Source organism: Solwaraspora sp. WMMD937 (assembly GCF_029581175.1).
In the GTDB taxonomy this organism is placed as follows: domain Bacteria; phylum Actinomycetota; class Actinomycetes; order Mycobacteriales; family Micromonosporaceae; genus Micromonospora_E.
Map to the genome: position 1 here is coordinate 3,426,749 of NZ_CP120738.1, position 26,717 is coordinate 3,453,465.

Annotated in this window: 25 protein-coding genes; 11 read left to right on the top strand and 14 right to left on the bottom strand. The window is 69.4% G+C overall.

Annotated features, from left to right (window positions below; all coding sequences use genetic code 11):
- Nucleotides 1-8: 8 nt before the first annotated feature.
- The 4 genes from dxr to O7621_RS14975 all read left to right on the top strand — a co-directional run bounded on the left by dxr (nucleotide 9) and on the right by O7621_RS14975 (nucleotide 6,059).
- Complete coding sequence (gene dxr, locus O7621_RS14960) at nucleotides 9-1,202, top strand: 1-deoxy-D-xylulose-5-phosphate reductoisomerase (RefSeq protein ID WP_282234603.1); 1,194 nt, start codon at nucleotides 9-11, stop codon at nucleotides 1,200-1,202.
- Nucleotides 1,202-2,449: a site-2 protease family protein gene (locus O7621_RS14965; RefSeq protein WP_282229837.1), complete on the top strand. Its 1,248-nt coding sequence runs from the start codon at nucleotides 1,202-1,204 to the stop codon at nucleotides 2,447-2,449. The genes dxr and O7621_RS14965 overlap by 1 nt, the downstream gene beginning before the upstream one ends.
- 7 nt (nucleotides 2,450-2,456) lie before the next feature.
- Nucleotides 2,457-3,629 carry a flavodoxin-dependent (E)-4-hydroxy-3-methylbut-2-enyl-diphosphate synthase gene (gene ispG, locus O7621_RS14970; RefSeq protein ID WP_282229838.1) on the top strand — a complete coding sequence of 391 codons (1,173 nt, stop codon included), beginning with the start codon at nucleotides 2,457-2,459 and terminating at the stop codon, nucleotides 3,627-3,629.
- Nucleotides 3,630-3,914: 285 nt separating this feature from the next.
- On the top strand, nucleotides 3,915-6,059 hold the full coding sequence (locus tag O7621_RS14975; RefSeq protein WP_282229839.1) for a cellulase family glycosylhydrolase: 2,145 nt from the start codon (nucleotides 3,915-3,917) through the stop codon (nucleotides 6,057-6,059).
- A 155-nt stretch (nucleotides 6,060-6,214) separates the two neighbouring features.
- Here the strand turns inward: O7621_RS14975 and O7621_RS14980 are convergent, their stop codons facing one another.
- A complete protein-coding gene (locus O7621_RS14980; RefSeq protein ID WP_282229840.1) occupies nucleotides 6,215-6,736 on the bottom strand; it encodes a MerR family transcriptional regulator in 522 nt (173 codons plus the stop codon).
- Between the two features lie 87 nt (nucleotides 6,737-6,823).
- Here O7621_RS14980 and O7621_RS14985 point away from each other — a divergent pair, with 87 nt between their 5' ends.
- Complete coding sequence (locus O7621_RS14985) at nucleotides 6,824-7,360, top strand: DinB family protein (protein ID WP_282229841.1); 537 nt, start codon at nucleotides 6,824-6,826, stop codon at nucleotides 7,358-7,360.
- 48 nt (nucleotides 7,361-7,408) lie between these two features.
- Here O7621_RS14985 and O7621_RS14990 read toward each other — a convergent pair whose 3' ends face one another.
- From O7621_RS14990 to O7621_RS15000, 3 genes are all read right to left on the bottom strand, one after another.
- Entirely contained in the window at nucleotides 7,409-9,880 is a 2,472-nt protein-coding gene (locus tag O7621_RS14990) for a low temperature requirement protein A (RefSeq protein ID WP_282229842.1), read from the bottom strand.
- Between the two features lie 194 nt (nucleotides 9,881-10,074).
- The gene (locus O7621_RS14995) at nucleotides 10,075-11,760 is read right to left on the bottom strand and encodes a sodium:solute symporter family protein (RefSeq protein ID WP_282229843.1); all 1,686 of its coding nucleotides are present in this window, start codon (nucleotides 11,758-11,760) and stop codon (nucleotides 10,075-10,077) included.
- Nucleotides 11,757-12,098: a DUF4212 domain-containing protein gene (locus O7621_RS15000; RefSeq protein WP_282229844.1), complete on the bottom strand. Its 342-nt coding sequence runs from the start codon at nucleotides 12,096-12,098 to the stop codon at nucleotides 11,757-11,759. The genes O7621_RS14995 and O7621_RS15000 overlap by 4 nt, the downstream gene beginning before the upstream one ends.
- Before the next feature lie 390 nt (nucleotides 12,099-12,488).
- Here O7621_RS15000 and O7621_RS15005 point away from each other — a divergent pair, with 390 nt between their 5' ends.
- Both O7621_RS15005 and O7621_RS15010 read left to right on the top strand, forming a co-directional pair.
- Nucleotides 12,489-12,902, top strand: a complete 414-nt coding sequence (locus O7621_RS15005; RefSeq protein ID WP_278167820.1) for a hypothetical protein — start codon at nucleotides 12,489-12,491, stop codon at nucleotides 12,900-12,902.
- A gap of 108 nt (nucleotides 12,903-13,010) precedes the next feature.
- Entirely contained in the window at nucleotides 13,011-13,412 is a 402-nt protein-coding gene (locus O7621_RS15010) for a hypothetical protein (RefSeq protein WP_282229845.1), read from the top strand.
- 35 nt (nucleotides 13,413-13,447) lie between these two features.
- Here O7621_RS15010 and O7621_RS15015 read toward each other — a convergent pair whose 3' ends face one another.
- The 5 genes from O7621_RS15015 to O7621_RS15035 all read right to left on the bottom strand — a co-directional run bounded on the left by O7621_RS15015 (nucleotide 13,448) and on the right by O7621_RS15035 (nucleotide 17,719).
- The gene (locus O7621_RS15015) at nucleotides 13,448-14,062 is read right to left on the bottom strand and encodes a hypothetical protein (RefSeq protein ID WP_282229846.1); all 615 of its coding nucleotides are present in this window, start codon (nucleotides 14,060-14,062) and stop codon (nucleotides 13,448-13,450) included.
- Nucleotides 14,059-15,456: a hypothetical protein gene (locus tag O7621_RS15020; RefSeq protein ID WP_282229847.1), complete on the bottom strand. Its 1,398-nt coding sequence runs from the start codon at nucleotides 15,454-15,456 to the stop codon at nucleotides 14,059-14,061. Before O7621_RS15020 ends, O7621_RS15015 begins: the two co-directional genes overlap by 4 nt.
- Nucleotides 15,453-16,253: an ABC transporter ATP-binding protein gene (locus O7621_RS15025; RefSeq protein WP_282234604.1), complete on the bottom strand. Its 801-nt coding sequence runs from the start codon at nucleotides 16,251-16,253 to the stop codon at nucleotides 15,453-15,455. Before O7621_RS15025 ends, O7621_RS15020 begins: the two co-directional genes overlap by 4 nt.
- A 108-nt stretch (nucleotides 16,254-16,361) precedes the next feature.
- Nucleotides 16,362-17,171 carry a zf-HC2 domain-containing protein gene (locus O7621_RS15030; RefSeq protein ID WP_282229848.1) on the bottom strand — a complete coding sequence of 270 codons (810 nt, stop codon included), beginning with the start codon at nucleotides 17,169-17,171 and terminating at the stop codon, nucleotides 16,362-16,364.
- Nucleotides 17,168-17,719, bottom strand: a complete 552-nt coding sequence (locus O7621_RS15035) for an RNA polymerase sigma factor (RefSeq protein ID WP_282229849.1) — start codon at nucleotides 17,717-17,719, stop codon at nucleotides 17,168-17,170. The genes O7621_RS15030 and O7621_RS15035 overlap by 4 nt, the downstream gene beginning before the upstream one ends.
- A gap of 195 nt (nucleotides 17,720-17,914) precedes the next feature.
- Between O7621_RS15035 and O7621_RS15040 the strand changes: the two genes are divergently transcribed.
- Entirely contained in the window at nucleotides 17,915-19,384 is a 1,470-nt protein-coding gene (locus tag O7621_RS15040; protein ID WP_282229850.1) for an SDR family NAD(P)-dependent oxidoreductase, read from the top strand.
- On the opposite strand, the gene O7621_RS15045 is transcribed toward O7621_RS15040, so the two are convergent.
- Nucleotides 19,363-20,838 carry a hypothetical protein gene (locus O7621_RS15045; protein ID WP_282229851.1) on the bottom strand — a complete coding sequence of 492 codons (1,476 nt, stop codon included), beginning with the start codon at nucleotides 20,836-20,838 and terminating at the stop codon, nucleotides 19,363-19,365. The genes O7621_RS15040 and O7621_RS15045 overlap by 22 nt on opposite strands.
- Nucleotides 20,835-21,206 (bottom strand): hypothetical protein, encoded by a 372-nt coding sequence (locus O7621_RS15050; protein WP_282229852.1) that lies wholly within the window; start codon nucleotides 21,204-21,206, stop codon nucleotides 20,835-20,837. Before O7621_RS15050 ends, O7621_RS15045 begins: the two co-directional genes overlap by 4 nt.
- Nucleotides 21,207-21,594: 388 nt before the next feature.
- Between O7621_RS15050 and O7621_RS15055 the strand changes: the two genes are divergently transcribed.
- Complete coding sequence (locus O7621_RS15055; protein ID WP_282229853.1) at nucleotides 21,595-21,948, top strand: beta/gamma crystallin domain-containing protein; 354 nt, start codon at nucleotides 21,595-21,597, stop codon at nucleotides 21,946-21,948.
- A gap of 97 nt (nucleotides 21,949-22,045) precedes the next feature.
- On the opposite strand, the gene O7621_RS15060 is transcribed toward O7621_RS15055, so the two are convergent.
- Entirely contained in the window at nucleotides 22,046-22,786 is a 741-nt protein-coding gene (locus O7621_RS15060; protein WP_282229854.1) for a hypothetical protein, read from the bottom strand.
- A 33-nt stretch (nucleotides 22,787-22,819) separates the two neighbouring features.
- Between O7621_RS15060 and O7621_RS15065 the strand changes: the two genes are divergently transcribed.
- Together O7621_RS15065 and tnpB are read left to right on the top strand one after the other, a co-directional pair.
- Nucleotides 22,820-23,401, top strand: a complete 582-nt coding sequence (locus O7621_RS15065) for an IS607 family transposase (protein ID WP_282229855.1) — start codon at nucleotides 22,820-22,822, stop codon at nucleotides 23,399-23,401.
- A complete protein-coding gene (gene tnpB, locus O7621_RS15070; RefSeq protein ID WP_282229856.1) occupies nucleotides 23,398-24,771 on the top strand; it encodes an IS607 family element RNA-guided endonuclease TnpB in 1,374 nt (457 codons plus the stop codon). Before O7621_RS15065 ends, tnpB begins: the two co-directional genes overlap by 4 nt.
- Here the strand turns inward: tnpB and O7621_RS15075 are convergent.
- Together O7621_RS15075 and O7621_RS15080 are read right to left on the bottom strand one after the other, a co-directional pair.
- Nucleotides 24,755-25,189, bottom strand: a complete 435-nt coding sequence (locus O7621_RS15075; RefSeq protein WP_282229857.1) for a hypothetical protein — start codon at nucleotides 25,187-25,189, stop codon at nucleotides 24,755-24,757. The two genes, tnpB and O7621_RS15075, sit on opposite strands and share 17 nt — an antisense overlap.
- A 391-nt stretch (nucleotides 25,190-25,580) precedes the next feature.
- Nucleotides 25,581-26,627, bottom strand: a complete 1,047-nt coding sequence (locus O7621_RS15080; RefSeq protein ID WP_282229858.1) for a cellulose binding domain-containing protein — start codon at nucleotides 26,625-26,627, stop codon at nucleotides 25,581-25,583.
- Nucleotides 26,628-26,717: the final 90 nt, after the last annotated feature.

Sequence of the window (26,717 nt, forward strand, 5' to 3'; positions counted from 1 at the left end):
CACGGGATATCGTCCTGCTCGGCTCCACCGGCTCGATCGGCACCCAGGCGGTCGACATCGTGACCCGCAACCCTGACCGGTTCCGCATCGTCGGGCTCGGCGCCGGCGGCGGCAACGTCGAGTTGCTCGCCGTACAGGCACTGCAGTTGCAGGTCGAGGTGGTGGCGGTGGCCCGGGCCTCGGCGGCGCAGGACCTGCAGCTCGCCTTCTACGCCGAGGCGTCCCGGCGCGGCTACCCGACCGGTGGGTTCCGGATCCCGAAGATCCTGGCCGGCCCGTCGGCGATGGCCGAACTCGCCGAGTGGCCGTGCGACGTGGTGCTCAACGGGGTGGACGGCTCCCGAGGGCTGGCCCCGACGTTGGCGGCGCTGCGGGCCGGCCGGACTCTGGCGCTGGCCAACAAGGAGTCGCTGATCGCCGGCGGTCCGATCGTGCGGGCCGCGATTCAGCGCCCGGACCAGATCGTGCCGGTGGACTCCGAGCATTCAGCGCTCGCCCAGTGCCTGCGCTCGGGCACCGCCGACGAGGTTCGCAAACTGGTGGTGACGGCGAGCGGCGGTCCGTTCCGGGGGCGGCCGCGTGCCGAGCTGACCGAGGTCACCCCGGAGCAGGCGATGGCCCACCCGACCTGGGACATGGGCCCGGTCATCACGATCAACTCGGCGACGTTGGTGAACAAGGGCCTGGAGATCATCGAGGCGCACGAACTGTTCGGCATCCCGTACCCCCGCATCGAGGTGGTGGTCCACCCACAGTCGGTGATCCACTCGATGGTGGAGTTCGTGGATGGTTCGACGGTGGCCCAGGCCAGTCCGCCGGACATGCGCCTGCCGATCGCGCTGGCCCTGGGCTGGCCGGCCCGGGTGCCTGCGGCGGCCGCCCCGGTCGACTGGACCCGGGCGCACAGCTGGGAGTTCGCCCCGCTCGACGAGACGGCGTTCCCGGCTGTGGCGCTGGCCAAGCAGGCCGGCTCGGACGGCCGTTGCCGGCCGGCGGTCTACAACGCGGCGAACGAGGAGTGCGTGGCGGCGTTCGTCGCCGGCAGGCTACCGTTCCTCGGCATCGTCGACACGGTGGAGCGGGTGCTGCAGTCGGCACCGGACTTCGGCGAACCGGGTACGGTCGACGATGTGCTCACTGCGGAATCCTGGGCGCGAACCCGGGCGCATGAACTGATCGGTGCATCGGCGGAGGGAGCTTGATGGCGTACCTGCTCGGGGTGGTTCTCTTCGCCCTCGCGATTCTCATCTCGGTCAGCCTGCACGAGGCCGGTCACATGGTGACCGCGAAGAAGTTCGGGATGAAGGTGACCCGGTACTTCGTCGGTTTCGGCCCCACCATCTGGTCGTTCCGGCGCGGCGAGACCGAGTATGGCCTCAAGGCCATCCCGCTGGGTGGCTTCTGCAAGATCGTCGGCATGACCCCGCAGGACGACGACGTGGCACCCGCCGACGAGTCCCGGGTGATGTGGCGCTACCCGGTGTGGAAGCGGACCGTCGTGATGTCCGCCGGGTCGGTGACCCATTTCGGGCTGGCGATCGTCGCGCTCTGGCTGGCTGCGGTCTTCATGGGCCTGCCGAACCCGGATTTCCCCGCCACCGAGGAGCAGGCCCGTCAGGAGCCGGCGGTGGTCGCGGTCACCGACTGTGTGGTCGTCGAGTACGTGGCCCGTGCCTGCGAGGCCGGCGACCCGGCCAGCCCGGCCGCGCAGGCGGGCCTGCGCGACGGCGACCGGATCCTCGCGGTGAGCGGCACCCCGGTCGACACCTGGGGTGACATGCTGGAGGCGATCCGGGGTGCCGATCCGGGGCCGGCGACCGTCCGGTACGAGCGGGACGGGACGACCGGCACGGTCGAGGCGGAACTCGCCGCAGTGCAGCGCCCCGAGCTGGGCACCGACGAAGGCCCGCTGAGCACGGTCGCCGCGCTCGGCGTCGGGCTGCGGATCGAGAAGCCGGGCATGGTGACGTACGGGCCGATCGAGGCATTTGGCGCGACCGGCGACTACCTGCGCCAGATGGCGGTCGGCACCGTCGAGGCGATGATGCGGATCCCGGAGAAGATCCCGGCGCTGTGGGCGTCGATCACTGGCGCGGAGCGCGACATCGACACCCCGATCAGCGTGGTCGGTGCCAGCCGGCTCGGCGGGGAGGCGGTGGCCAACGACGCCTGGGAGTTGTTCGTGCTGCTGTTCATCTCGCTGAATTTCTTCGTCGGGGTGTTCAATCTGCTGCCGCTGCTGCCGCTGGACGGCGGGCACATCGCGATCGCCTGGTTTGAAAAGGCCAGGGCCTGGCTGTACGCGGTGCTCGGCCGGCCCGATCCGGGCCGGGTCGACTATTTCAAACTGATGCCACTCACGTACGCGGTTCTGCTGATCGGTGGCGCGTTCACGCTGCTGACCATCACCGCGGACGTGGTCAACCCGATCACGCTGTTCTCGAGGTGAGTTTAAAGTGACCGCAGTCAGTCTGGGCATGCCCGCGGTACCGCCGCCACCGTTGGCGCCGCGCCGGGCCAGCCGGCAGATCATGGTCGGTCCGGTGCCGGTGGGTGGGGGTGCGCCGGTCTCCGTACAGTCGATGACCACCACGGTGACCTCGGATATCAACGCCACCCTGCAGCAGATCGCCGAGCTGACCGCGTCCGGCTGCCAGATCGTGCGGGTCGCCGTGCCGTCGCAGGACGACGCGGACGCGTTGCCGACGATTGCCCGCAAGTCCCAGATCCCGGTGATCGCCGACATCCACTTCCAGCCGAAGTACGTCTTCGCGGCGATCGACGCCGGCTGCGCGGCGGTACGGGTCAACCCGGGCAACATTCGGCAGTTCGACGACAAGGTGGCGGAGATCGCCAAGGCGGCGTCGGCGGCCCGGACCCCGATCCGGATCGGTGTCAACGCCGGTTCGCTGGACAAGCGGTTGCTGGCCAAGCACGGCAGGGCGACCGCCGAGGCGTTGGTGGAGTCGGCGTTGTGGGAGTGCTCGCTGTTCGAGGAGCACGACTTCCGGGACATCAAGATCTCGGTCAAGCACAACGACCCGGTGGTGATGATCCGGGCGTACCGGCTGCTGGCCGAGCAGTGCGACTATCCGCTGCACCTCGGGGTGACCGAGGCCGGCCCGGCGTTCCAGGGCACGGTCAAGTCGGCGGTGGCGTTCGGGGCGCTGCTGGCCGAAGGGATCGGCGACACCATCCGGGTGTCCCTGTCCGCGCCGCCGGTGGAGGAGATCAAGGTCGGTACGGCGATCCTGGAGTCGCTCGGGTTGCGTGAGCGGGGCCTGGAAATCGTTTCCTGCCCGTCCTGCGGGCGGGCGCAGGTGGACGTGTACACCTTGGCCGACCAGGTGACCGCTGCGCTGGACGGGTTTCCGGCGCCGCTGCGGGTGGCGGTGATGGGCTGCGTGGTGAACGGGCCGGGCGAGGCCCGGGAGGCCGATCTCGGGGTGGCGTCCGGCAACGGCAAGGGCCAGATCTTCGTCAAGGGCGAAGTGATCAAGACGGTGCCGGAGTCGCAGATCGTGGAGACCCTGGTGGAGGAGGCGCTGCGGATCGCCGACGAGATGGGCGCCGAGTTGCCGGCGGAGATGCGTGAGCTTCTTCCCGGGCCGAAGGTCACGGTGCACTGAGGCGTGACGCGCGCCGGCCCGGGGCCGGCTGTCGTTTCTGATCCCGTTGGCGGACGTCGGTCCGCCAACGGGATCGTCTTTGTGCCGGTCAGGGTGCGTTCGCGGGCAGCGGTGGGTCGACCGGGGCACGCCTCCGCCCGCTGTCTACATCGGCATTTGCCGATTGACAAAGTTTAGGCTCCCGACTTAGTCTGCGGCCACTTCGCTGGTGCTGGCTGCTCGTTGCGACCGCCGGTGCCCGTCCCTCCGTGCCTGACCCGCAGGCACCCCACGGCGAGGAGCGACATGACTCAACAGACAACGACGGCTCGCGGCAGACGGTGGCGCGCCGGCCTGGTCGCCGGCGGTGTGACCGCCGCACTGGTCGGCGGTAGCGTCGCCGTCGCGGCCAGCGCGCACGCGGCCGCCGGCTGCCGGGTGGTCTACTCGGCGCCCGCCCAGTGGCCTGGCGGCTTCACCGCCAACGTCAGCGTCACCAACCTGGGCGATCCGCTCAACGGCTGGCAGCTGACCTGGGCCTTCCCGTCGGGACAGCAGGTCACCCAGGCCTGGAACGCCACCATCACCAGCTCGGGAAGCCAGGTCACCGCGACCAACGTCAGCTACAACGCCAACCTCGGCACCAACGCGACCGTCTCGTTCGGTTTCAACGGCTCATGGTCGGGTAGCAACACCGCCCCGACGTCGTTCGCGCTCAACGGTGTCACCTGCACCGGCAGCGTGGGTCCCACCACGCCGCCGCCGACCGGCACGCCGTCGCCGACGGTGCCGCCGACCACCGCGCCGCCGTCCCCGACACCGACCGCGACCCCGCGTCCGCCGGGCAACCCGCAGGACGTCGTCGACGCCATGCAGCCCGGCTGGAACCTGGGCAACACCCTCGACGCGACCGGCGACAACGTCGGCGGCAGCGGTGAGACCTCATGGGGCAACCCGCTGGTCACCCGGGACCTGATCCGCACCATCAAGTCGCAGGGCTTCAACAGCATCCGGATCCCGACGACCTGGACGCACCACCACGGCGGCGCGCCCAACTACACGATCGACCCCACCCGGCTCGCCCGGGTGAAGCAGATCGTCGACTGGGCCCTCGCCGAGGACCTGTACGTGATGATCAACCTGCACCACGACTCGTGGCAGTGGATCAACACGATGCCCAGCAACCGCACCGGCGTCCTGGATCGCTACTCGGCGCTGTGGACCCAGCTGGCGAACACCTTCCGCGACTCGTCGCCAAAGTTGCACTTCGAGAGCGTCAACGAGCCGCAGTTCAGCAACAGCTCCGGCGATGCCCAGAACGCCCAGTTGCTCGACGAGCTGAACCGCAGGTTCCACCAGATCGTCCGCAACTCCGGCGGCAACAACGCCACCCGGCTGCTCATCCTGCCGACCCTGCACACCTCGTCCGACCAGGCCCGGCTCGACGAGCTCGCCAGCACCTTCACCGCGCTGAACGACCCCAATCTGATCGCCACGGTGCACTACTACGGCTACTGGCCGTTCAGCGTCAACGTCGCCGGCGGCTACCGTTTCGACGCCACCGCCCAGCAGGACGTCATCGACTCGCTCAACCGGGTGCAGAACACCTTCGTCTCCCGGGGCATCCCGGTCGTCATCGGCGAGTTCGGCCTGCTCGGCTTCGACCGGCACACCGGCACCATCCAGCAGGGTGAGAAACTGAAGTTTTTCGAGTTCTTCGGCTACCACACCCGGACCCGCGGCATCGCCACCCAACTGTGGGACAACGGCCAGCACCTCGGCCGGACCAGCTTCCAGTGGAGCGACCCGGAGCTGATCGCCCAGATCAAGTCGGCCTGGACCACCCGCTCCGGCACCGCCGCCAGCGACATGATCTTCGTGCCGCGTACCGGCAGCGTCACCGCCAAGACCCTCGCGCTGAACCTCAACGGGCTGACCTTCCAGGGACTGCGGCAGGGTAGCACCGACCTTGTCCGGGGGACCGACTACACGGTCAGCGGCAATCAATTGTCGCTGCCCGCGTCCACCGTCACCCGCCTGGTCGGCAACCGGGCGTACGGGGTGAACGCCACCCTGCACGCCCGCTTCTCGTCCGGCGTACCGTGGCGAATCAACATCATCTCGTCGGATCCGCCGGTACTGGCCAATGCGAGCGGTACCACCTCGTCGTTCAACATCCCGACGACCTTCCGCGGTGACCAGTTGGCCACCATGGAGGCGCGGTACGCGGACGGAACCAACGCCGGCCCGCACAACTGGACGTCGTACAAGGAGTTCGACGTCACCTTCCGACCGAACTACTCCGCGAACACCATCACCCTGACGTCAGACTTCTTTGCTGAGGTCAACGACGCCTCCCCGGTGACGCTCACCTTCCACTTCTGGAGCGGCACGACGATCACCTACACCGTCGTACGTAACGGGTCGTCGGTGACCGGCACCACCTCGTAACCTCCTCCCGGCTCCCGGTGGGTGCCGCCGACACACCCGGCGGCACCCACCGGCCCGGTACCCACCCAGGCCCTGAGGGCCGACCGGTCAGCAGCAGTCCGGCCCGCAGCAGTCCGGCCCGCAGTCGCAGCGCGTGGTCAGCTCCAGCATCGTGATCACCTCCTGTCCCCATCCGGTGGGCACCATCGCCCCGGTTCCGGCGGCGGGCAGGCCGCCGTCGGCAGCTTCTCGGCCATCTCGGCCATCTCCGCCCGTAGCGCGGTCAGCCGGGCCAGCTCCACGTCGACCTCGGCGATCCGGCGGCGTAGTAGCTGCTCCGCCGGCTCACACGGGCAAACACCGGTGTCGCGGACGGCGAGCAGATCGGCGATCTCCCGCAGCCGGAGCCCGAGCCGCTGACAGCCCCGGATGAACCGGAGCCGATCGACCGCCGCGGTGCCGTACACCCGGTAACCGGTGGGGGTCCGCTCCGCTGGGTGCAGCAGCCCGGCTCGTTCGTAGTAGCGGACGGTGTCCGGCGACACGCCGACGGCGGCGGCGAGGGCGGCGACCCGCAGGCCGGGCCGCTCAACAGCCGTCTCGAATGTGTCGGTCCCGGACCCACTCCCGGAGGCGTCGCCCGCCCCGGCAGTGCAGCTGGTGCGGTCGAGAATCTCGACTCTGGTGCCCGTGGTCATGACGACGACGGTGAACCTCGGAGTGCGCTCCAGGGTCAAGCCGAAATCTGCTGGCCGTGCCGGAGCGACCCGTCGATGATGGCCGACATGACGATCGACATGTTTACCGACCCGGACGCCGATCCGCGTGCCATCCCGCCCCGGCTCGGCGACGAGCGGGCCACCCTTGCCGGGTTTCTCGACTGGCACCGTCGGACCCTGGAGCTCAAGTGCGGCGGACTCGACCCGCAGCAGTTGGCCCGCCGGTCGGTGCAGCCGTCGGCGCTGTCGCTGCTCGGGCTGGTGCGGCACCTCGCCGACGTGGAACGGTACTGGTTCCGGCAGGTGATGGCCGGCGAGGACGCCCCGCCACGTTTCTACTCCCAGACCGCACCCAATGACGACTTCGACGGTTCCGTCGCCGACCCGGCTGCCGTCACCCAGGCGTGGAAGGCGTGGCGGGAGGAGGTTCAGTACGCCGAACGCTTCGTCGCAGACGCCGCCGGACTGGACGTCACCGGCTCCGACCGGCGCGGCCCGATTTCGCTGCGCTGGGTGTTGACCCACATGATCGAGGAGTACGCCCGACACAACGGCCACGCCGACCTGTTGCGGGAATGCATCGACGGGGCGGTCGGCCAGTAAGACTCGGCCGGTCCACCGCTGGCAGCCCGCCGGCCGATCCGTCGAGCGTCAGCGGGTCGGCTGAGGTGGTTGAGTCCGCAGATCGCCGACCCGCAGGAACTCGACAGCTGCGGAGATCAGCCCGAACACGGTGAGCGCCGGCAGCGTGATCACGGCGGGCAGCGCGGCGGTCGGAAACGCCAGCACGATGACCGCACCACCGCTGGCGATCCGGTACCAGCTGAGTGCGTGCCAGGTCCGCCACCAGTACACCTGGTTGGCGAGCAGGTAGAACCCCACTCCCCAGTAGAAGGCGTAGTGGCCGAACCGGATACCGGTATCGTCGTGCGGCACCGCAGCTTGGTGCAGACCGTACGCGATCAGGACGATGCAGGCGACCATCGGCAGGTGCAGGTAGGTGAACGAGTCGCGGGCGAGTCTGGCCCGGTCGACGCCGGTCTGCGCCTCCAAGGCGAGGCGGGCCGAGTCGATCGTGGTGAAGTACGGCCACCAGAGGGCCCCGACGGCGACTGCCGCCGTGACGACGATGACCATGACACTGACGGAGACCGGCTGGTCCGCGACGGCCAGACCGACCGAGATGATTGCCTCGCCGAACGCGATGAGCATGATCAGCGCGTACCGGTCCACCCAGTGCCGGGTGGACCGGGGCCGCCAGGATTTCACCCCGGTCGGGTAGCTGCCGGCGAGTTGAATGGTGAGCGCCGCGACCCAGAGCAGCGTGACGGCCGGGTTCGCGGCCAGCCGGTCGGGTGACGCCAGCTCGACCACCGCGAACCCGGCGAGCAGCAGCAGCGTGGCCGTCGACGGTACGGCGTTCTGCCGCGCGAGCGCCCCCAGCACCGGCTCGGTACGCGATGCCTGCAGGATCAGCACGGTCTGCATGAGCTGGGTGGCGAGATAACTGGCGACGATGATCAGCGAACCGGGCAGACTTCCCGGGGCCGGCTCGAAGGCCTGGGGGGTGGCGATGCCGATCACCAGGATCGAGGCGGCGATACCGATCGTGGTGATCCGGACCAGGACCGTGTCGGTGCGGACCGCGTTGGTGAGCCAGGAAAAGGAGGTCCAAGCCCACCACAGTAGCGCCAGCAGGGTCAGCCCCCGGACGATGCCCAGGGCCGAGGCGTTGCGGGTCATCAGGGTGGTGACCTGGATGAACGCGAAGACGAAGACCAGATCGAGAAAGAGTTCCCGGGGGGTGACCCCGTGCAGCCGGGACGTCTCGGATTCGGCCAGCCGGTGCAGTTGGGTATGCCGGCGGTGGAATACGGTCCGGTCGGCGATCACCATCGCCACGACGCAGACGGCCAGTAGCGCCAACGCGCCCAACGCCGGGACCCGGGTGGCCACCGGGAGCAGACCCAGCAGCAGAGCGATGCCGAGGATCGGGCTGCGACCGAGCAGGCGTCCGGACAGCCATTCGAAGGCGACCAGCGCCAGCAGATAGAGCAGTACCCCGCCGAACAGGATGACCACGTCGACGGTGTCCCAGTGGTGCTCGGAGCTGGTGGGGGTCCAGCGATGTCCGGGGCCGCCGGCGATGGTGGCGATCGCGTGTTTGAGTCCGAGAGCGAAGAAGATCAGCCCACCGATCATCGGCAGGTGCAGGCCGCTGTACACGTCCCGGGCCATCCGGGTCTGGTCGACGCCGGAGCGGCGCGACAGGGCGTGTTCGGCGAGGATCTTGGCCAGATCGAAGTAGGTCCACCACAGTGCGGAGACGACGCAAAGGCCGAGCGTGGCGGCGGCGAGCAACGGCCAGGTGACCGAAGCGCCGGTGCCGAGTCCGCCGCCGGTGCCGATCGAGATGATCGTCTCGCCCAGTGCGATCAGGACGATCAGCGCGTGCCGCTCGGCCAGGTGCCATGGAGAGACGATCTGCCAGCTGCCCCGGCCGACCGCGGTCAGCACCACGAAGTCGATGGCCAGCGCCAAGGCGAACAGCACCAGCCGTACCAGTTCGGCGTCGAACCGGGCCGGCAGGTGCGGCGGCAGCAGTGCGGCGGCCAGCAGGACCGAGGCCGACGCGGCGAGCGTCAACCAGGCGATCGCGGCCGGCCGGCGGCCGGCCGGACCTTCCGACCAGCGGGACCGGGTGAGGACTGTGAGTACGCCGACCCGGATCGCCAGGTAGCCGACCACCACGATGACCGGCCCCGGCAGTCTGCCTGGCGTGTCGACGAACGTCTCGGGCACGGAGACGCCGATCACCAGCAGGATGGTGGCGATGCCGGCCATCATCAGCGGCATGCCGCCCCGGTCCAGGTGGACCACGTTGCCGAGCCAGACGACCGGGGTCCAGCAGTGCCACAGAAGCAGGATCACCAAGACCCCGTGGAGCATGCCGACTGCGGTCAGATCGGCCGCCATCAGGGTGGTGATCTTCAGGAAAGCGAACACGAAAAACAGGTCGACGAACAGTTCCATCCAGCTGACGTCGCCGGTGACCAGCGGATTCCGGCGCACCAGGCGGAGGCCGCCAGCGGTCGGATGCGGGTGCGGGCTGTCGTCGTGCACACCCCAACTCTGGCAACCATCGCCCCGGACCGGAGCGGATCGCTGAATCCTCGGCTGCCCGGACGGGGCCGTCCGGTCAGGGCAGCCGAGGGCGACGGTCGGGTCAGCGAAACCCGGAGCGGCCGGAGGGCGGGCCCCGACGTCGTTGTCGGGGCCCGCCCTCCGGGGCTGTCAGGGGTGAATGACGGTCCGGGTCAGGCCGCGTCGCCGGCGGAGCCCGCCGGCACGGCACGGCGGGCAGCCGGGTAACGGATGCTCTCCACCATCTCGGAGATTTCCTCCGGTGGCGGTGCCGTCATCTTCGACACGACGATCGTGACGATGAAGTTGACGATCGCACCGATGGTGCCGATGGCCTCCGGGCTGATGTCGAAGATGTGCGGATTCGCCGAGGTGCCGAATACCTCCAGGGTGTAGATCATGTAGCTGGCGGTGAAGACGAGACCGGCGATCATGCCGGATGCCGCGCCGACCGCATTACATCGCTTCCAGAAGATCCCGAGCACGATGACGGGGAAGAAGGTCGAAGCGGCGAGACCGAATGCGAACGCCACCACCTGGGCCACGAACGCCGGCGGGTTGATGCCGGCGTACACCGAGATCAGTACCGCCAGACCCATGGCGATCCGTCCGGCGAGCAGCCGCTGCTGGTCGGTCGAGTCCCGCTTCACCCGACGGAAGTACAGGTCGTGCGAGAACGACGAGGAGATGACCAGCAGCAGACCGGCGGCGGTCGACATCGCGGCCGCCATACCGCCGGCGGCCACCAGGCCGACGATCGGTGCCGGCAGGCCGGCGATCTCCGGACTGGCCAACACCAGGATGTCGTTGTTGACGATCAGGTCCGCCCCGGACGTGGAGCTGTTGCTGACCGTCTGGATCGTCTGCGCGTTCTCGTTGACCGTGACCAGCCCGGTCGCCGCCCAGTTCTCGATCCATCTGGGCAGCGAGTCCGCCGCCACGCCGTTGACGTCCTGCAGCAGGTTCAGCTTGGTGAACGCGCCCACCGCCGGTGCGGTGGTGTAGAGCAGCGCGATGAAGAACAGCGCCCAGAACGCCGAGTAGCGGGCGCCCCGGACCGTCTTCGTGGTGTAGAACCGGATGATGACGTGCGGCAGACCGGCCGTACCGATCATCAGCGACATCGTCACCAGGAACACGTCGATCTGCGGTCGGGCGGAGAACGCCTCGGTGAACTGACTCAGCCCCATCTGGGTGCTGAGCGCGTTGAGTTCTCCGAGGATCTGCCCGAAGGTGACCTGCGGGATCGGCAGTCCGGTCATCTGCTGTGCCACCGCGATCGCCGGGATCAGGTAGGCGATGATGAGCACCGTGTACTGCGACACCTGGGTCCAGGTGATGCCCTTCATACCGCCGAGCACCGCGTACGCGAAGATGATCAGCGCTGCGACGATGACTCCACCGGTGATGTCCAGCCCGAGGAACCGGCTGAACACGATGCCGCCGCCGCGCATCTGTCCGACGACGTACGTGAAGGAGATGATGATCGCGGCCACGGCAGCGATCGTCCGGACGGTTTCCGAGTAGCGGTCGCCGACGAACTCCGGCACCGTGAACTTGCCCCACTTACGCAGGTACGGAGCGATGAGCAGGGCCAACAGTACGTAGCCTCCGGTCCAGCCCATCAGGTAGATGGAGCCGTCGGAACCGAGGAAGGCGATCAGGCCGGCCATCGAGATGAACGACGCGGCCGACATCCAGTCGGCGGCGACTGCCGCACCGTTGGCGACGGTGGGGATTCCCTGACCGGCCACGTAGAACCCGGTCGTTTCCTTCACCCGGCTGCGCCAGGCGATCCCGAGGTAGAGGGCGAAGGTGATGATGATGAAGCCGAGCGTCCAGCCCTGGATCTGGGTCACTTTTCTCCCCCTTCCGCCGGTCGCTCACTGACACCGAACTGGTCGTCCATCCGGTCCATCATCTTCGCGTAGACCAGAATCAGAATCACAAAGGTGTAGATGGATCCCTGCTGGGCGAACCAGAAGCCCAGTGGGAAACCGAAGATCTCGATGTTGTTCAACGGCTGGATCAGCAGGATTCCGAAGACGAACGAGACGACGAACCAGATGGCGAGCAGGATGACCATGAGGCGCAGGTTCTTGCGCCAGTACTCCTGGCGCCAGCCGTTGTCCGGTGGCGACGTTGCCGGTGGCGGTTCCCCGCCACCGGCGTTCTTATCGGGGGTTACGTCAGTCACTGTGGGGCCTCCTAGTCGTTATGGGAACGGCAGGTGACGGGCCGTGGCGCGGCGACCGGCAGGCCACCGTGCCGCGACTGTGCCGCTGTCCGATCCGCACCTCCGCTGGTCAGTCGGGACCGCCCGACGGCTTGTGCGGTCGGTCACACCCTTAATCTGGGAAGAGAACGTGACCCGGCCCGGACAGGCAATAGTTGATCTGCCTTACGCCGGGTTGGGGCGGTGAACGGTCTAACCGGGCCTGTGAGCGGTCGGCGGTCGTGGACGAGCGGGGAAGCGCCGCCCGGTTCGCGCGTTTTGGGGTGACTATCTGGCCGTCCAGCGGCCCCGCCCGACCACTCACCGATTGCCGGCTGGGGCACACCAGGGATCCCGGCCTAGCATCCGGTCATGGCTGACACCGCATCCACCGCCGCCCCCGCCCGTCGGCGCATCCTGCACGCCGGCAGCCTCGGTATGATCATCGGCGGTCTGCTCGCGCTGGTCGGCTCGCTGCTTCCCTGGGTGATCACCCCGTTCGGGTCACTCTCCGGCACCGCCGGGCCCGGCCTGTGGACGCTGTCCGCCGGATTCATCGCCGTCGCCGGCGCGCTGCTGCCGTACCGCAAGGTGGCCATCGCACACGCCCTGCTACCCGGGCTGGCGGTCGCCGTCATCATCGGCTGGCAGGCCGCCCGGCTGGTCTACCTCAGCTCGACCACGGGCAGTTGGGGGCAGTTGATGCCCGGCATCGGGATGGTCATGGTCGCCGGTGCCGCGGTCGTGCTGCTGCGTACCGCGATCCGGCTGATCTCGATCCGCTGACGGCCCGGACGAGCGGCCACCGGCCGGCCGCCCACCAGCGACGGAAGACCGGCGGCGGGCGACCGAACGTACGGTGTTGAGCTCCGCCGGAGCTGGGAGACTGAGCCCGTGACCTACCAGAACCCATACCAACCGGGGCCGCAGCAGCCGATGCCCACCTCGGCGCAGCCGTACCAGGGACAGCCGTACCAGCCGGGCGGCTACACCCCGGTCCCGGGCCAGGGCCCAGCGGTGCCGAAGTCCGCCGGCGCGGCGGTGGCTCTGGAACTGGTGCCCGGCCTGTTCGGGATCTTCGGCATCGGCAACATCTACGCCGGCAAGATGGCGACCGGCATCGTGCTGATGGTCTCGTTCTGGATGTTCTTCTGGATCAACGTTCTGCTCACGTTCATCGTCATCGGCTGGATCACCCTGCCGATGACCTGGGTGGCCTATCTGGTGGCCGGCCCGGTCCTGGCGCTGCGGGCGACCGAGAGGTACAACTCGCGGCTGCTGTCCGGCCACCGCTGACCGGCGGCGGGAGACCGCCGCCGGTCAGTCACCGCTCAGCTGTGCGGCAGCGTCTCCGCTGCGGGCCGCAGCGGGCAGCCACGCACCGTGTACGCCACCAGCCCGGCCACCGCCAGCAGTGTCGCGCAGACCGTGGCGGCGGAGGTCCCGGCCGGCTGAATCAGCCACGCACCGAGCTGCATTCGCAACTGTCCGCTGGGCCCCATCCACGGCATGATCGCGACGATGGTCCAGACCAGCGGAGCGATCCAGGAGAGCGTGGCACCGAGCAGCACGGCACCGAGTGCGGTAAGCCCGAGCAGCCCGGCAGTGTTGCGGGCGACGACACCGAGCGGCTCGAACCGGGCGTCGGTGAGCGTGGTGACCAGCAGCAGCCCGATCACCGCGGCGGCGCAGAGCAGCAGATGTGCGGCCCGGCGGGTCGGCCAGCTGACCGACGCGGTGTGGTCGAGGGCGTCGTCGGCGCCGCTGAGCGTGGTGCCGGTCGCGACGACCGCGAGCATCACGGTGACACTGATCATCCGGGTGTTGATGGTCTGCCCGTCGGAGAAGACGGGCCAGCTGACCCAGGTCAGCGCGATGACACCGACTACGACGGCGGCGGCCATCGGCACTCGACGGGCGCGTAGGTGCAGGCCCAGCCACCTCATTGGTCACCTGCCAGCAACAGGTCCTCGATCCGGTCGAAGTCGCAGTCGAGAGCCGCCTCGCGGGCCTGCCCGACGACCTGTCGCTGCTGCTCGGCCGGCAGACCGGTCAACGCCCGGTACGACGCGTCGGCCAACTGCCGGTCCTCCGGACGCCACCAGCTCTGCGGTTGCGGCGGCTCGCCGACCAACCAGGCCACCGCGACCTCCTGGGCCAGGTACGGGGCCACCTTGAACACCAGGTGGGGCTCGTCGCCCGCACACTCCTGTGACCACGCGGACCGCAGCAGCTCCGCCTGAAAGTACCCGCTGGACAGATCGGCCCGGCCCGTCCGGCTGATGTCCGGGGTATCGAAGACCAGCACGTCCGAGTCGTTGCGGACCGCCGTCTGCTCGGGTGCGGCCCAGGCGGCCAGCTGGTCGCTCTCCACCGCACGCGTCGGCGGATCCGGCAGTTTGGCCCCCAGCGCCGCGAGCGTCTCCCGGACCGGTCCGACGACGTCGGGCAGCACCGCCGCGTGCACCCTGCGGACACACACCTGCGGGCCGTCGTCATCGCAGACCAGCTCGACGGCGGCGGGGTCGACGACAGCAGCCCCGGTGTATCCGTTGGGGGGCAGCAGCGGTATCGCCACGGCGGCACCGAGGACGGTGGGCAGCACCGCCAGGGCGAGCACACCACGGCGCACCGCGCCGATCAGCAGCAGCGCGGTGCCGGCGAGCGCCGTCAACCACATCGCCTGCAGCAGACTGACCGAGGTCGGGATGGTCTGGAAATCGTCGATTCCGTTGGGCGCCGCCGGGATGAGCAGCAGCGCCGACGGGTCCGGCCGGGTCTTGACGAAGTTTTCGTCGAAGCCGGACATCGTGACGAAGTCCGGGATCAGACCGACCACGGCGAACCCGACGACCGCGAGGACCGGCGCGGTGACGACCCGGGGCACGGCCCGGCCGGCGGCCAGGCCCAACCAGCTGGCGGCGACCATCGCCAGCGCGCCGACCGCGGTGATGCCGAGGACGGTGCCGGAGAAGTAGCTGGCTGTCGGTGCCACCCAGAACGCCCCGACGGCGAGGACCAGCAGGTACACCGCGATCATGGCGGCGGCGTACCCGACGGTGAGCGGTAGGGTCCGTTGCCAGCGCGGCCGTACGGAGGTGGCGAACAACTCGCCGACCCGGTGCTGCCGGTCTCGCCGGCCCAGCCACGCGCCGCCGGCCAGGGCCAGCGGGAACAACAGCAGCAGCGAAGCCCGTCCGTACATGGCCAGCTGCGTCCACCGGCCGGCGAAGGACTGAACCCACGTGAGATTGACGGACGTGCCGACTACCACGAGCAGTCCGGCAAGGGCGGGTACCGCCGACCGGCGTACCTCGGTCTGCATGATCCGCCCGGTCATGCCGGAACCTTCCCCCGGTACGCGCGCAGCAGCGCCGAGTAGCCACGTTCGGTGGCGCTGTCCCCGGCGTCCCCGGCGCTGCCCTGCTCGGCCAGCTGCGCCGGGGTTCCCTGCCAGACCAGCTGGCCCTCGTTGACCAGCACCACATCGGTGCAGGCCGCGGCGACGTCCTCGACCAGGTGGGTGGAGACCAGCACGCAGCTGTCCGAGCCGATCTCGCGCAGCAGCTCCCGGAAGTCCAGCCGCTGCTCCGGGTCCAGGCCGACGGTCGGCTCGTCGAGCAGCAGCACCTCCGGATCGTTGACGATCGCCTGGGCGATTCCGGCCCGACGCAGCATCCCACCGGAGAGCGTCTTCAACTTGGAGTCAGCCCGGCTGGTCAGACCGACCCGGTCGACGGCGCGCTGCACAGCACCGGGAACGGTGGCCTTCGGCATCTCCTTGAGCCAGGCCATGTACTCGACGAACTCCCGCACCGTGAAGCGCGGATAGAAGCCGAAATGCTGTGGCAGGTAACCCAGGCGCTGGCGGACCCGGCGCAGATCGGCCCGGCCGGTCACGTCCTCGCCGAGCAGGGCCAGCCGGCCACCGGTTGGCTTCAGCACCGTCGCGAGCGCCCGCATCAGGGTCGTCTTCCCGGCGCCGTTCGGGCCGAGCAGGCCGTGTACGCCAGTGCCGAGCGCCAGGTCCAGCCCGTTGACGGCGAGGTGCCGGCCGGCCCGGACGACCAGGCGCTCGGCGTGCACCGCCCACGCGTACGTGGAGGGTGCGGTCTCTGCCGCGCTGACCGCACGCATCATCAATCTCTCCTTAAGTGGACACTCCTGGTGCCTGGCGGATCACCGCCAGGTGGGAAACGTGAATCGATCGGCCGTACGTGCGTACGGCCCGGTCGGGGGGTGGAGTCAGGACCGGTCGGAAGAGATCCGGTCGAGGCGTAGCCGGTTGTGGTCGCGGGCCCGTACGGCCGTCACGGCCACCAACGCCACGGTGGCCAGTGCCCAGCCGGGCCAGCTGTCGGACTCCAGGATGACCGGAAGTTGCCGGCCGACCAGACTGGGCAGGATCACACCTACCGACCAGAGGACCGTCAGGCCGAGCGCGGCCCGGTCCACTCCGACCAGCCCGCCCAGTGCCAGCGCGCCGGCGGTGAAGGCCAGACCGGGCAGCAGCCACAGCGCGGGGGACTGCCCGGTCGACCAGCCGGCCGCCGCGAGCACCGGCACGACCACGGTCAACACCGCGAGGGTGCGGCGCAGCAGCAACGGCAACCCGGTCCGGGGCATCGTCGCCATCAGCTCCCAGGCCGGGTCGGTACGGCGGCTCCACGCAGCGGCCACCGGCAGCAGGGGAGCCACCGGAGCGACCAGCAGCACCAGCGAGGGCAGGCTGGCGAAGGTGGTCTCGAACAGGACCGCGATCAGCATCAACGCGACCGCCGTTGCCAGCCAGGGGAGGATCCGGGCGGCGACCCCGGAACGCCGCAGCCGGCGACGGCGTACCGGTGCCGGGCCGGCCTCGATCCCGGCTGCGACGCCGACGGCCACCCGGTCGAGCAGTTGCCGGTCGACCGGGCCGACGCTGTCGGACAGCTGCATCCGGCAGGGTGCGCAGGACTCCAGGTGGGCTTCGACTGCCCAGACGGTCGCGTCGTCGACCCGGGGGTCACCGGACGCGTAGCGGGAGATCAGGTTCGGGGTGGGGTGGGTGGTCATGACAACGCCTCCCGTAGCGCGATCCGGGCCCGCCGCGCGTACGTCTTCACGGTTCCTTCCGGCATGCCGAGCAGCACCGATGTCTCCCGGGTGGTCAGACCGTCGAGCACCATGGCGCGCAGTACCTGCCGCAGGTTGGCCGGCAACGCCAGGAGCGCCTGCTCCAGATCGGCGTTCATCCGCCCGGCCAGCGCCTCGTCCTCAGCGGCCGGGGCGACGGTAGCGGCGGTCTGCACCGTCGGGACCCGTTCCCGGCGGGCCCGGGCACGGAACGCGTCGACCAGCCGGCGGGCGGCGATGGTCCACAGCCAGCCGACCGCGCTGCCCTTCGCCGCGTCCTGAGCCTGGCTGCCGGCCGAGCGCCATACCGCCAGGTAGGTGTCCTGCAGCACCTCGGCGACCATGTCGTCGTCGGCGCACCTGCGGCGTAGCCGCGCGGTCAACCAGGGCGACGTCCGGCGGTACAGCTCGTCGAAGGCCCGCCGATCGCCCCGGGCGATGCGGCGCAGCAGCTCACCCTCGTCGAGTGCGTCCAAGCTCCGTCTCACACCAGGCAAGACGATCCGCGCTGCCACGATGGTTTTCCAACTTGAGTGACCTGGGTCACGTTCTGGTCATCGCTGGACCGAACGGCTCCGGGGACGGCCGCCGGCACCGATGCAGCGCTCTCGCGGCCGATGTGGCCCGGTGCGTAGAGTTTCAGGTCGCATCGGTGACGATCCCGGGACGAGACGAGTATGGGCATGACGGTGGACGACGTACGGCCGCTTGATGAGTCGCCCCCGGCCGGGGTCGACCCGGCGCAGCTGGCGGTCTGCCTCGACGTCATCGAGGCGCTGTCGGCGCTGCCGTCCGACCATCCGGACGTGGTACGGGTGCAGCGGGCCACCGCGAAGCTGTACAAGTCGGTGAAGCGCCAGCGGCGGGCCGAGCGACGCGACGCCGTCCTGTCCGCCGACCGGGCCGTCACCGCCGCGACCGCCACCGGGGCACCTGGGCGCATCGACGACGAGACCAAGGGCATCCCGCTGGTGTCGTCGACCGTCGGCGCCACCGCCGGCATCCTGCGCCAGCCCCGCGCCTGCTACATCTGCAAGGAGCGCTACCGGGAGGTGGACGCGTTCTACCACCAGCTCTGCCCGCCGTGCGCCAAGCTCAACCACGAGCGCCGTGCCGCCCGTACCGACCTGACCGGCCGCCGGGCGCTGCTCACCGGCGGCCGGGCCAAGATCGGCATGTACATCGCGCTGCGCCTGCTGCGCGACGGCGCGCACACCACGATCACCACCCGGTTCCCGCAGGACGCCGCCCGCCGGTTCGCCGCCATGGACGACAGCGACCAGTGGCTGCACCGGCTGCGGATCGTCGGCGTCGACCTGCGCGACCCGGCCCAGGTGATCGCGGTCGCCGATGCGGTGGCCGCGCAGGGTCCGCTGGACATCCTGATCAACAACGCGGCGCAGACCGTCCGGCGCAGCTCCGGCGCGTACGCCCAGCTGGTCGCCGCGGAGTCGGCGCCGCTGCCCGACGGGCCGCTGCCGGAGATCGTCAGCTTCGCCTCGGTCGGTGGCCGGGGCACCGCCGCGACGGCGGTCGCCGGGCCGTCGCAGCCGTCGGCGGTCACCCCACAGGCGCTCACCGCGTTGGCGTTGACCAGTGGCTCGGCCACCCCGGACCGGATCGCACTGGCCACCGCGATCGACGCCGGTGGGCTGGTGCCGGACCTCGACCCGGTGAACAGCTGGGTGCAGCGGGTGCACGAGGTCGACGCGGTGGAGCTGCTGGAGGTGCAGCTGTGCAACTCCGTCGCCCCGTTCATCCTGATCAGCCGGTTGCGACCGGCGATGGCCGCTGCGGCTGCCCGGCGCAAGTACGTGGTGAACGTGTCGGCGATGGAGGGAGTGTTCAGCCGCGGCTACAAAGGGCCCGGTCACCCGCACACCAACATGGCCAAGGCCGCGCTGAACATGCTGACCCGCACCAGCGCGCGGGAGATGCTGACCGACGGCATCCTGATGACCGCCGTCGACACCGGCTGGATCACCGACGAACGGCCGCACCCGACGAAGATGCGGCTGGCCGACGAGGGCTTCCACGCACCGCTGGACCTGGTCGACGGCGCGGCCCGGGTGTACGACCCGATCGTCCGTGGTGAGCAGGGCGAGGACCTGTTCGGCTGCTTCCTGAAGGACTACGCACCGGCCGCCTGGTAGGTCGGGGCAACGTGATCCTTCCGCGGCTGCCGGGCGCGGTACGAGACCGGTGCGACCGGTGCGGTGCGACCGGTGGCGGCCGACCCACTGCCACCGTCGGCCGCTGGGCTCGCCGGTTCGACCGCTGGTGGCCGTGTGCCATCTGCTCCGCTGGGACCGCTCGTGGCGACCAGGAGCCATCCCACCGCGCTGAGGCAGGCCAGCATCGCGGTCGGCAGCGTGACCCGGTCCGCTGACGCGCCCAGCCACCAGGTGATGTCCGATCTGCCGGTGACGTAGATGAGGACCAAGGTAGCCGTGTAGCCGAAGTTGAGCAGCCAGAGCCAACAGTCCGAACCGACGCCGAGTTCCGTGCGCCGATGCCGTAGGAGAAGGGTGCCGGCGACGGAACAGATGACTGCGGTGGCCGCCAGCGGACCGACGTTTCCCCAGAACGCGTCGAGGGTCGGCTGCAGCCGGGCGTTGAGGTGCGCGCCGCCCCGGGACAGGTTGCCGAGGGGCCCGGACTCCTGGATGTCCGACGTCGAACCCACCAGCCGTGACAGCACCACCCAGGCGCCTCCGGCTGCGACGGGGACCCACACCATCCACACCCTGCTGATGCGGTGCCTTTCCCGCAGCGTCACCAGGACAGCCAGGATGCCCCCGCCTACCAGACCCTCGTTCTTGGTGAGGACCGCGGCGGCGAGCAGGATCAGGGCCAGGGCGGGCTGCCGCAGCGGGTCGGGTGAGAGCAGGAGCAGGGCTGCGGCGCCGAGCAGGCTGACGGACCACAACGCGTCGGCGTAGCCGGCGGCGACGTACTCACCGCCGGTCGCCCACGTGGAGAGTCCCACCGCCAGCCCCGCCGACCAGGCGAGTACCGGCCGGGTGCGGGCGAATGCGGTGCGGACGGCGACGACCGCCATCGCAATCGCCGAGAACGTCGTCAGCGCCGACACAAGCTGAGCGGTGCGGTAACCCTGGCCGAGGAGACTCCAGACCGCGGCGACCGGGGCGGAAGCCAGTGGCGGGTAGTCCGTGTGGGAGAACGCGAACCCGGGGTCTGCCATCGCGGTCCGGGCGACCTGCCCGTCGAACAGGAAATAGCCCGCATGCAACCACCAGATCGAGTGCGCGTCCCATGCGGTCGGTGGGTGGAGAATCGGTAGGAAGGGTGCTGCCAGCACGGCGATGGTGGCGACCGCGGCCCGCCACGACATCGACATGGTGGCGATCCGTGGTCGCGTCAGCCACCAACCGGCAGCAGCCCAGCCGACGAGGTATGTCGATGCCAGCCAGAACCTGAACGGCAGGCCGATCGTCACCATGAGGACGACAGCCGCCGTGCTGATGAGCGCGGTGACCAACGGTGCCAGCAGTAATGCCACGAGCGGGGTACGGACGATCGCGTACGACAGCGGCAGGCTGCCGGCCATGACGAGTGCCGTCGTGAGGAGACAGGTGCCGATCATCGGTTGATCTCGTTGAACTCGACGTGGTACCGCGTGCCGGTGGACGTATGGCGTTCGATCAGGCGCACCTGGTAGTCGGCCTGCTGGTGATCGACGACCAGGGTGCCGCCGGTCAACGCGGTGAACTCGGCGAGTCGTTGGTGCCACAGGTGTCGCAGCGGTGGATCGATAACCACCCGACTGCCCGGTGGGACAGTCGCTACGAACGTGGCGCGGGCGGCTTCGAAGTCGCGGTGCAGGCGACGCTGCGACGCCAGGTCCTGCGGCGCCCTGACATAACCGAAGCCGGTGGTCCCGGCATCGACGGCACCCTGGACGGCCAGGCCGGCGGAGGTGAGGCCGAGCGCGATCACCAGAATCTGTGCCACGTAGCGTCGTGGACCTGTCCCGCGGACGTGCACTGCTGATCCCGTTCTCTCCGAATTGTGGCAGGCCGACACTCCGTCCGGAGGCAGCTGAGTGATCGTCGGTGGACGCCGGCTCCCAGGTGCCTCGTCGCGGTAATGATCCCTCGACAGAGGGACAGCAGTTGGACAAATCAACGTTTCCGGGTGCGCGCGCTGCGGCCTGGTGGCTCTCGGTCGGCCCCGTCGTGCCGGTCGGGTCGTTGGCAAGCGTTTCGGCAAATTTCCCTAGATTCGACGCTTGCCGGCGAACCAACGCAGAGCTGGTGCCGTCGACACCTGGACACCGGTGTATCGGACGGCAGGTGCCGCCTGCGCGATCGCCACGGTGCGGACGGAAAGGACAAGTCGGATGATGACGCGCTTCAAGAAGGTCGCCGTCGGGCTGACGGCGGTCGCCGCCCTGACGTTGGGCCTGCCGGCGAGCCCAGCGTTCGCCATCAACCAGGTCTCCTGTGGCGACCGTAACGACTTCCTGAAGCTGCACATCGATCTCGGTGGTGGCTACCGATTGGTTCGATGCTTCGCGAACGCAGGAGCGACCGGGACGAACATCAGCGGCGTCTACCGGTTCGACAGCGGCAACAACAAGGCGACCGTCAACTACGAGCGGGATGGCCGCTACTACAGCACGACTCTGGAGAAGTGGTGGGGTACCGATTTCGCGGGTGCCCGGGTCCGGGTGTACGAGGTACGGATCTGGTGATCGGCGACTGACCACCTGCCGTCGGCCTGCCCTGCCGCGTCCTGTCGTCCAGCGGCGGGCGGGCCCCACGGCGAGCGTCCCGGGCGGTCTCGACGGATCAGTCAGTGACCGGTGGGGCGGTCCGGGTCGCCTCGGCCAGGGCGGCCGCCGCGCTGGCGTACGGGTTGTGGGTGTAGGCGCGGGCCAGCCCACCGGGGACGGTGAAGTACTCGGCCGACAGCTTCGCCGGATCAGTGGCTATCTCGCCGCGGCCCGGCAGGTCGTCGCCGTCGTCCCAGCCCCAAGGGGCGTTCGCCGAGTTCGTCGAGCAGGCCCAGGTGCCCCGCCCGCAGTCGCCGGACGCGTCTCCAGCAAAGGTGCCCAGATGGGCGAAGAGCTGTGGGTTGTCACGCTGGGCCCACAGGCCACCCGGCTCGAACAGGTCGATCAGCCGGTAACGTACATCCCGGTCGTTCGGGTGCTCCGGGGTCTCGGCCACGCTGGACGACGGGTAGTAGGTCACCCCGTCGCCGACAATCTGGTACTGCGGGTGGGCCTTGAACCCGTGGCCTTTCGCCTCCTGAGCGGTCACCGGTCGCAGGAACGGGTCGTGCGGTGACGACTGCAACCGCAGCGTCCCGTCGATCGACTCGCGCCCCGTCGACCAGGTGCTGCCAGCCGGGATGTACGAGAAGTGGTCGCTGTGCGCGACGGTGACCGCCGCCCGCAGGATCCCGTACGTCGACCCGTCCCGTTCGATGGCGAGCAGCATCCCTTCGCCGTCGTTCTCGTGTTCGGTCTCGAAGAACGGGTGGTCCGTCCAGTCCCGGGGGTAGCTGACTGTTGGCGCTCCGGGCATCGATGGCGCTCTTGAAGCTACTATGATGCTCGCGTGAACCTCAAGGAGTGGGCAGCGTCGACCGGCATCGCGTACATCACCGCTCGGCGACAGTACGCAGCCGGGACGCTGCCTGTTCCCACCTACCGGATCGGTCGACTGATCATGGTCGGTGAGCCGGTCACCGGCACGTCGGCCGAGACGGGGCAGACCGTGGTGTACGCCCGGGTGTCCTCAGCCGATCAGAAACCCGACCTGGACCGGCAAGTCGCCCGGGTCACCGTGTGGGCCACCGGGCAGAAACTCGGCGTCGACCGGGTGGTGACCGAGGTTGGATCCGCGTTGAACGGGCACCGCGAGAAGTTCCTCGCGCTGCTGCGCGACCCGAAGGTGGCGACGATCGTGGTTGAGCGTCGGGACCGGTTCGCCCGGTTCGGGGCCGAGTACGTTGAGGCGGCGCTGGCCGCGCAGGGCCGCCGACTGCTGGTGGTCGACCCGGCTGAGGTCGACGATGATCTGGTCCGCGACGTGACGGAGATCCTGACGTCGTTGTGCGCCCGCCTGTACGGGCGTCGCGCTGCCGCGAACCGTGCCCGCCGGGCGGTCGAAGCCGCCACCGAGAGTGGCCCGGCGTGAAAACGATCCAGGGGTACCGGTTCGCCCTCGACCTCACCTCGCGCCAGGAACGCGACGTCCTTGCACACGCTGGGGCCGCCCGGCTCGCCCACAACTGGGCGCTCGCGAAGGTCAAGGCGGTCATGGACCAGCGCGTCGCCGAACGCTCCTACGGCGTACCAGACGAGTTGCTGACGCCATCACTGTCCTGGTCGCTGGCCGGTCTTCGGAAGGCGTGGAACGCCGCGAAGCCCGAAGTCGCGCCGTGGTGGGGTGAGGTGTCGAAGGAGGCGTTCAACACCGGCCTCGACGCGCTCGCTCGCGGGTTGAAGAGCTGGACTGACTCCCGCAGCGGGAAACGCGCCGGTCGGTTGTCGGGTTTCCCCCGGTTCAAGTCCCGCCGCCGTACCACGCCCAGCGTCCGGTTCACCACCGGGGCGATCCGGGTCGAACCGGACCGGATGCACGTGGTGCTACCCCGGCTGGGCCGGTTGCAGTTGCACGAGTCCGCCCGCAAGCTCGCCCGCCGTATTGAAGCCGGCACCGCCCGGATCATGTCCGCGACAGTGCGTCGTGATGGCGGACGGTGGCATGTGTCGTTCACCGTCGAGGTCGAACGCGCCGAACGCAGCCCGGCCCGACCCGGCTCGGTGGTTGGTGTGGACGTCGGTATCCGGCATCTCGCGGTGCTGTCCACCGGCGAGTTGGTCGACAACCCGCGCCACCTCGTGGCCGCGCGGCAACGGATGCATGCGCTCGGCCGGACGCTGTCGCGCGAGCAGGGCCCGGACCGGCGTACCGGACGACGTCCCTCGAAGCGCTGGGAACGGGCCGCGAGCCGGCTCGGTCGCGCTCACGCCCGGGTCGCTCATCTGCGCCGTGACGGGCTGCACAAGCTCACTACCCGACTCGCCACGACGTACGGCACCGTTGTGGTGGAAGACCTCAACGTCACCGGCATGCTGCGCAACCGGCGGTTGGCTCGGCACGTCGCCGACGCCGGATTCGCGGAGATCCGCCGCCAGTTGGCGTACAAGACCGGATGGAACGGCGGCCGGCTTGTGGTGGCCGACCGCTGGTACCCGTCCAGCAAGACCTGCTCGGGCTGTGGCACGGTGAAAACCAAGCTGGCCCTGTCCGAGCGTGAATACCGGTGTGAGGCGTGCGGTCTAGTCATCGACCGTGACCGCAACGCCGCTGTGAACCTGGCCGCCCTTGCGGCGGCAACCGCCGGGAGTGGCCCGGTGGCAGCACGTGGAGCCGACCAGAAGACCCGCACACGCGGGCAGGTGGCCGTGAAGCGTGAACCCGGCACCGCTCAAGCGGATCAGACCGGGACCGTCCTACCGCAAGGCAGGACTACCAACCGTGCGCTCACCAAAGCCCACTGAGAGGTAACGGTGGAAGAAGAAATAGGTGACGGAACCAGTGGCTGGCTGTCTCCAGCACGCTGTAGTAGGCGTACGCGTCGAACGACACCCCGGACCGGGCGGCGTTCTCCCAGTTGTTGCGCCCGTTGAGGTCAGCGTCGAAGTCCACCCGGGTGATGTAGTCGGAGCGTCCACCGAGGGCGTGGCTGCCGGTGACGTCGACATCCTGGTGATGGATGGGCGCCCAGCGGAAGGCGAGCTCGGCCCGGCTGACCACAGCGGCAGCCGGGGTGGCGGTCGCCGTTGCCGTGAGGGCGGCGACGGTCGGAATGAGCATGGCCGCGGCGAGACCTCGGACGGCCCGACGGACGGGCCGGAGGGCGATGTGGTCGACATGGCTACCGACGAGGTGACCGTGGCGGGTGTCGGGACTGGACATGTGCGCTCCCCTGCCGAGCGGTGATCAATGTCCGTAAATGTATTGGATCGGGCCGACGTCGTGGGTGTCCGGTAGGCGAAGCGGGGCTTGCCGCTGGCTGAAACCGGCACCCGCCGTACTGGCCACTCTGGCGTCGCCGTTGCGTGCGCCGTCGTCACCGCCCCAGCGACGTCTGTGGAGACTGGGTGAGACCACCTGCTCCCGTGCCACTGGCGGCTGCCAGGTGGCGGCGTTGCTCGGCGCGCTCGGCGCGGTGGCCCTGCCGGTCGATCCGGATGACGCTCTGTTACTGCGGACTACCGAGAGGCGGTGCCTCGGCACCGGGAGGTGGGCCGAGGCACCGCTGTGCAACCGCTGGCTCGCGCGACCGGGCCAGTCGCCTGGGCGCCGACTAACCCCAGTACGCCAGTGCCTGCCGGCCGAGGGACTGCTGGCCGGCGGTGTTGGCGTGGCAGCCGTCGGAGACCTCGTTGCTGCGCAGGTGGAAGGTCCCGGGGTAGATCACGTTCTGCGTGGCGTCGGCGGCGGCCTGGCGGGCCAGGCTGTCAGTCAGCTCGGGGCCGTTGGCGCCGGCCAGGAAGCAGGTCTGGCCGGGGTCGTAGAGCGGCTGGCCGGAGATGTAGATGGTCGCGCCCGGTGCGGCGTGCTGCCGGGCGTTGGCGATGAGCTGCCGGACCTCGTTGTAGGTCGCTCCATTCTGGGCGAAGATGCAGATCTGCACCCATACGGCGGTCGGCCGGCCGTACTGGGCGGCTTGCCGGTCGAAGGCCTGCCACGAGCTGGAGTTGGTGTTGGTCCAGGACTGGACGACCGCTCCGCCGGTGCCGTAGGGCCCCCACATGCGTTGGCCGCCGATCGCGACGTAGCCCTGGGCGACGTTCTCGGCCATCGAACAGCCGATGAAGCCCATCGATCGGGCAGGTTGCGGTCCGGGCGTGGGGCTGGTCGTCGGGCTGACACTCGGGCCCGGGGACGGCCCGGACGTGGGGCTGATGGTCGGGGACGGCTGGGCCGTGCCGTTGCATGCGGTCCCGTTGAGCGTGAAGTTGGTCGGCGCTGGATTGCTGCCGTTCCACGAGCCGTTGAAGCCGAAACTCGTGCTGGCGTTGGTGGCGAGGCTGCCGTTCCAGCTGACGTTGCGAGCGGTCACCTGCGACCCGATCTGGGTGATGGTGGAGTTCCAGGCCTGGGTCACCTGCTGGCTGGCGCCGAACGACCAGGTCAAGGTCCAGCTGCTCAGCGGGTCGCCGATGTTGGTGAGGTTGACGTTTCCGGTGAAGCCGCCGGGCCACTGTGAGCTGACGGAGTAGGTGACGCGGCAGCCGGGGGCGGCAGCTGCCGGTGCCGCCACGGCCGCGCTGACGGCGGCGGTGACCGCTATGGACATGGTGACCGCGACAAACGGGCGGACTCCTGCTTTGTGGGGGTGCGAACGCACAGCTGGCCTCCTGGAGCTCGAACAATGGAAGTCTGTCGATGTAAGCATGTGACAGATTAATGCCGTAGGTCAATGGCTTTGTCGAATGAC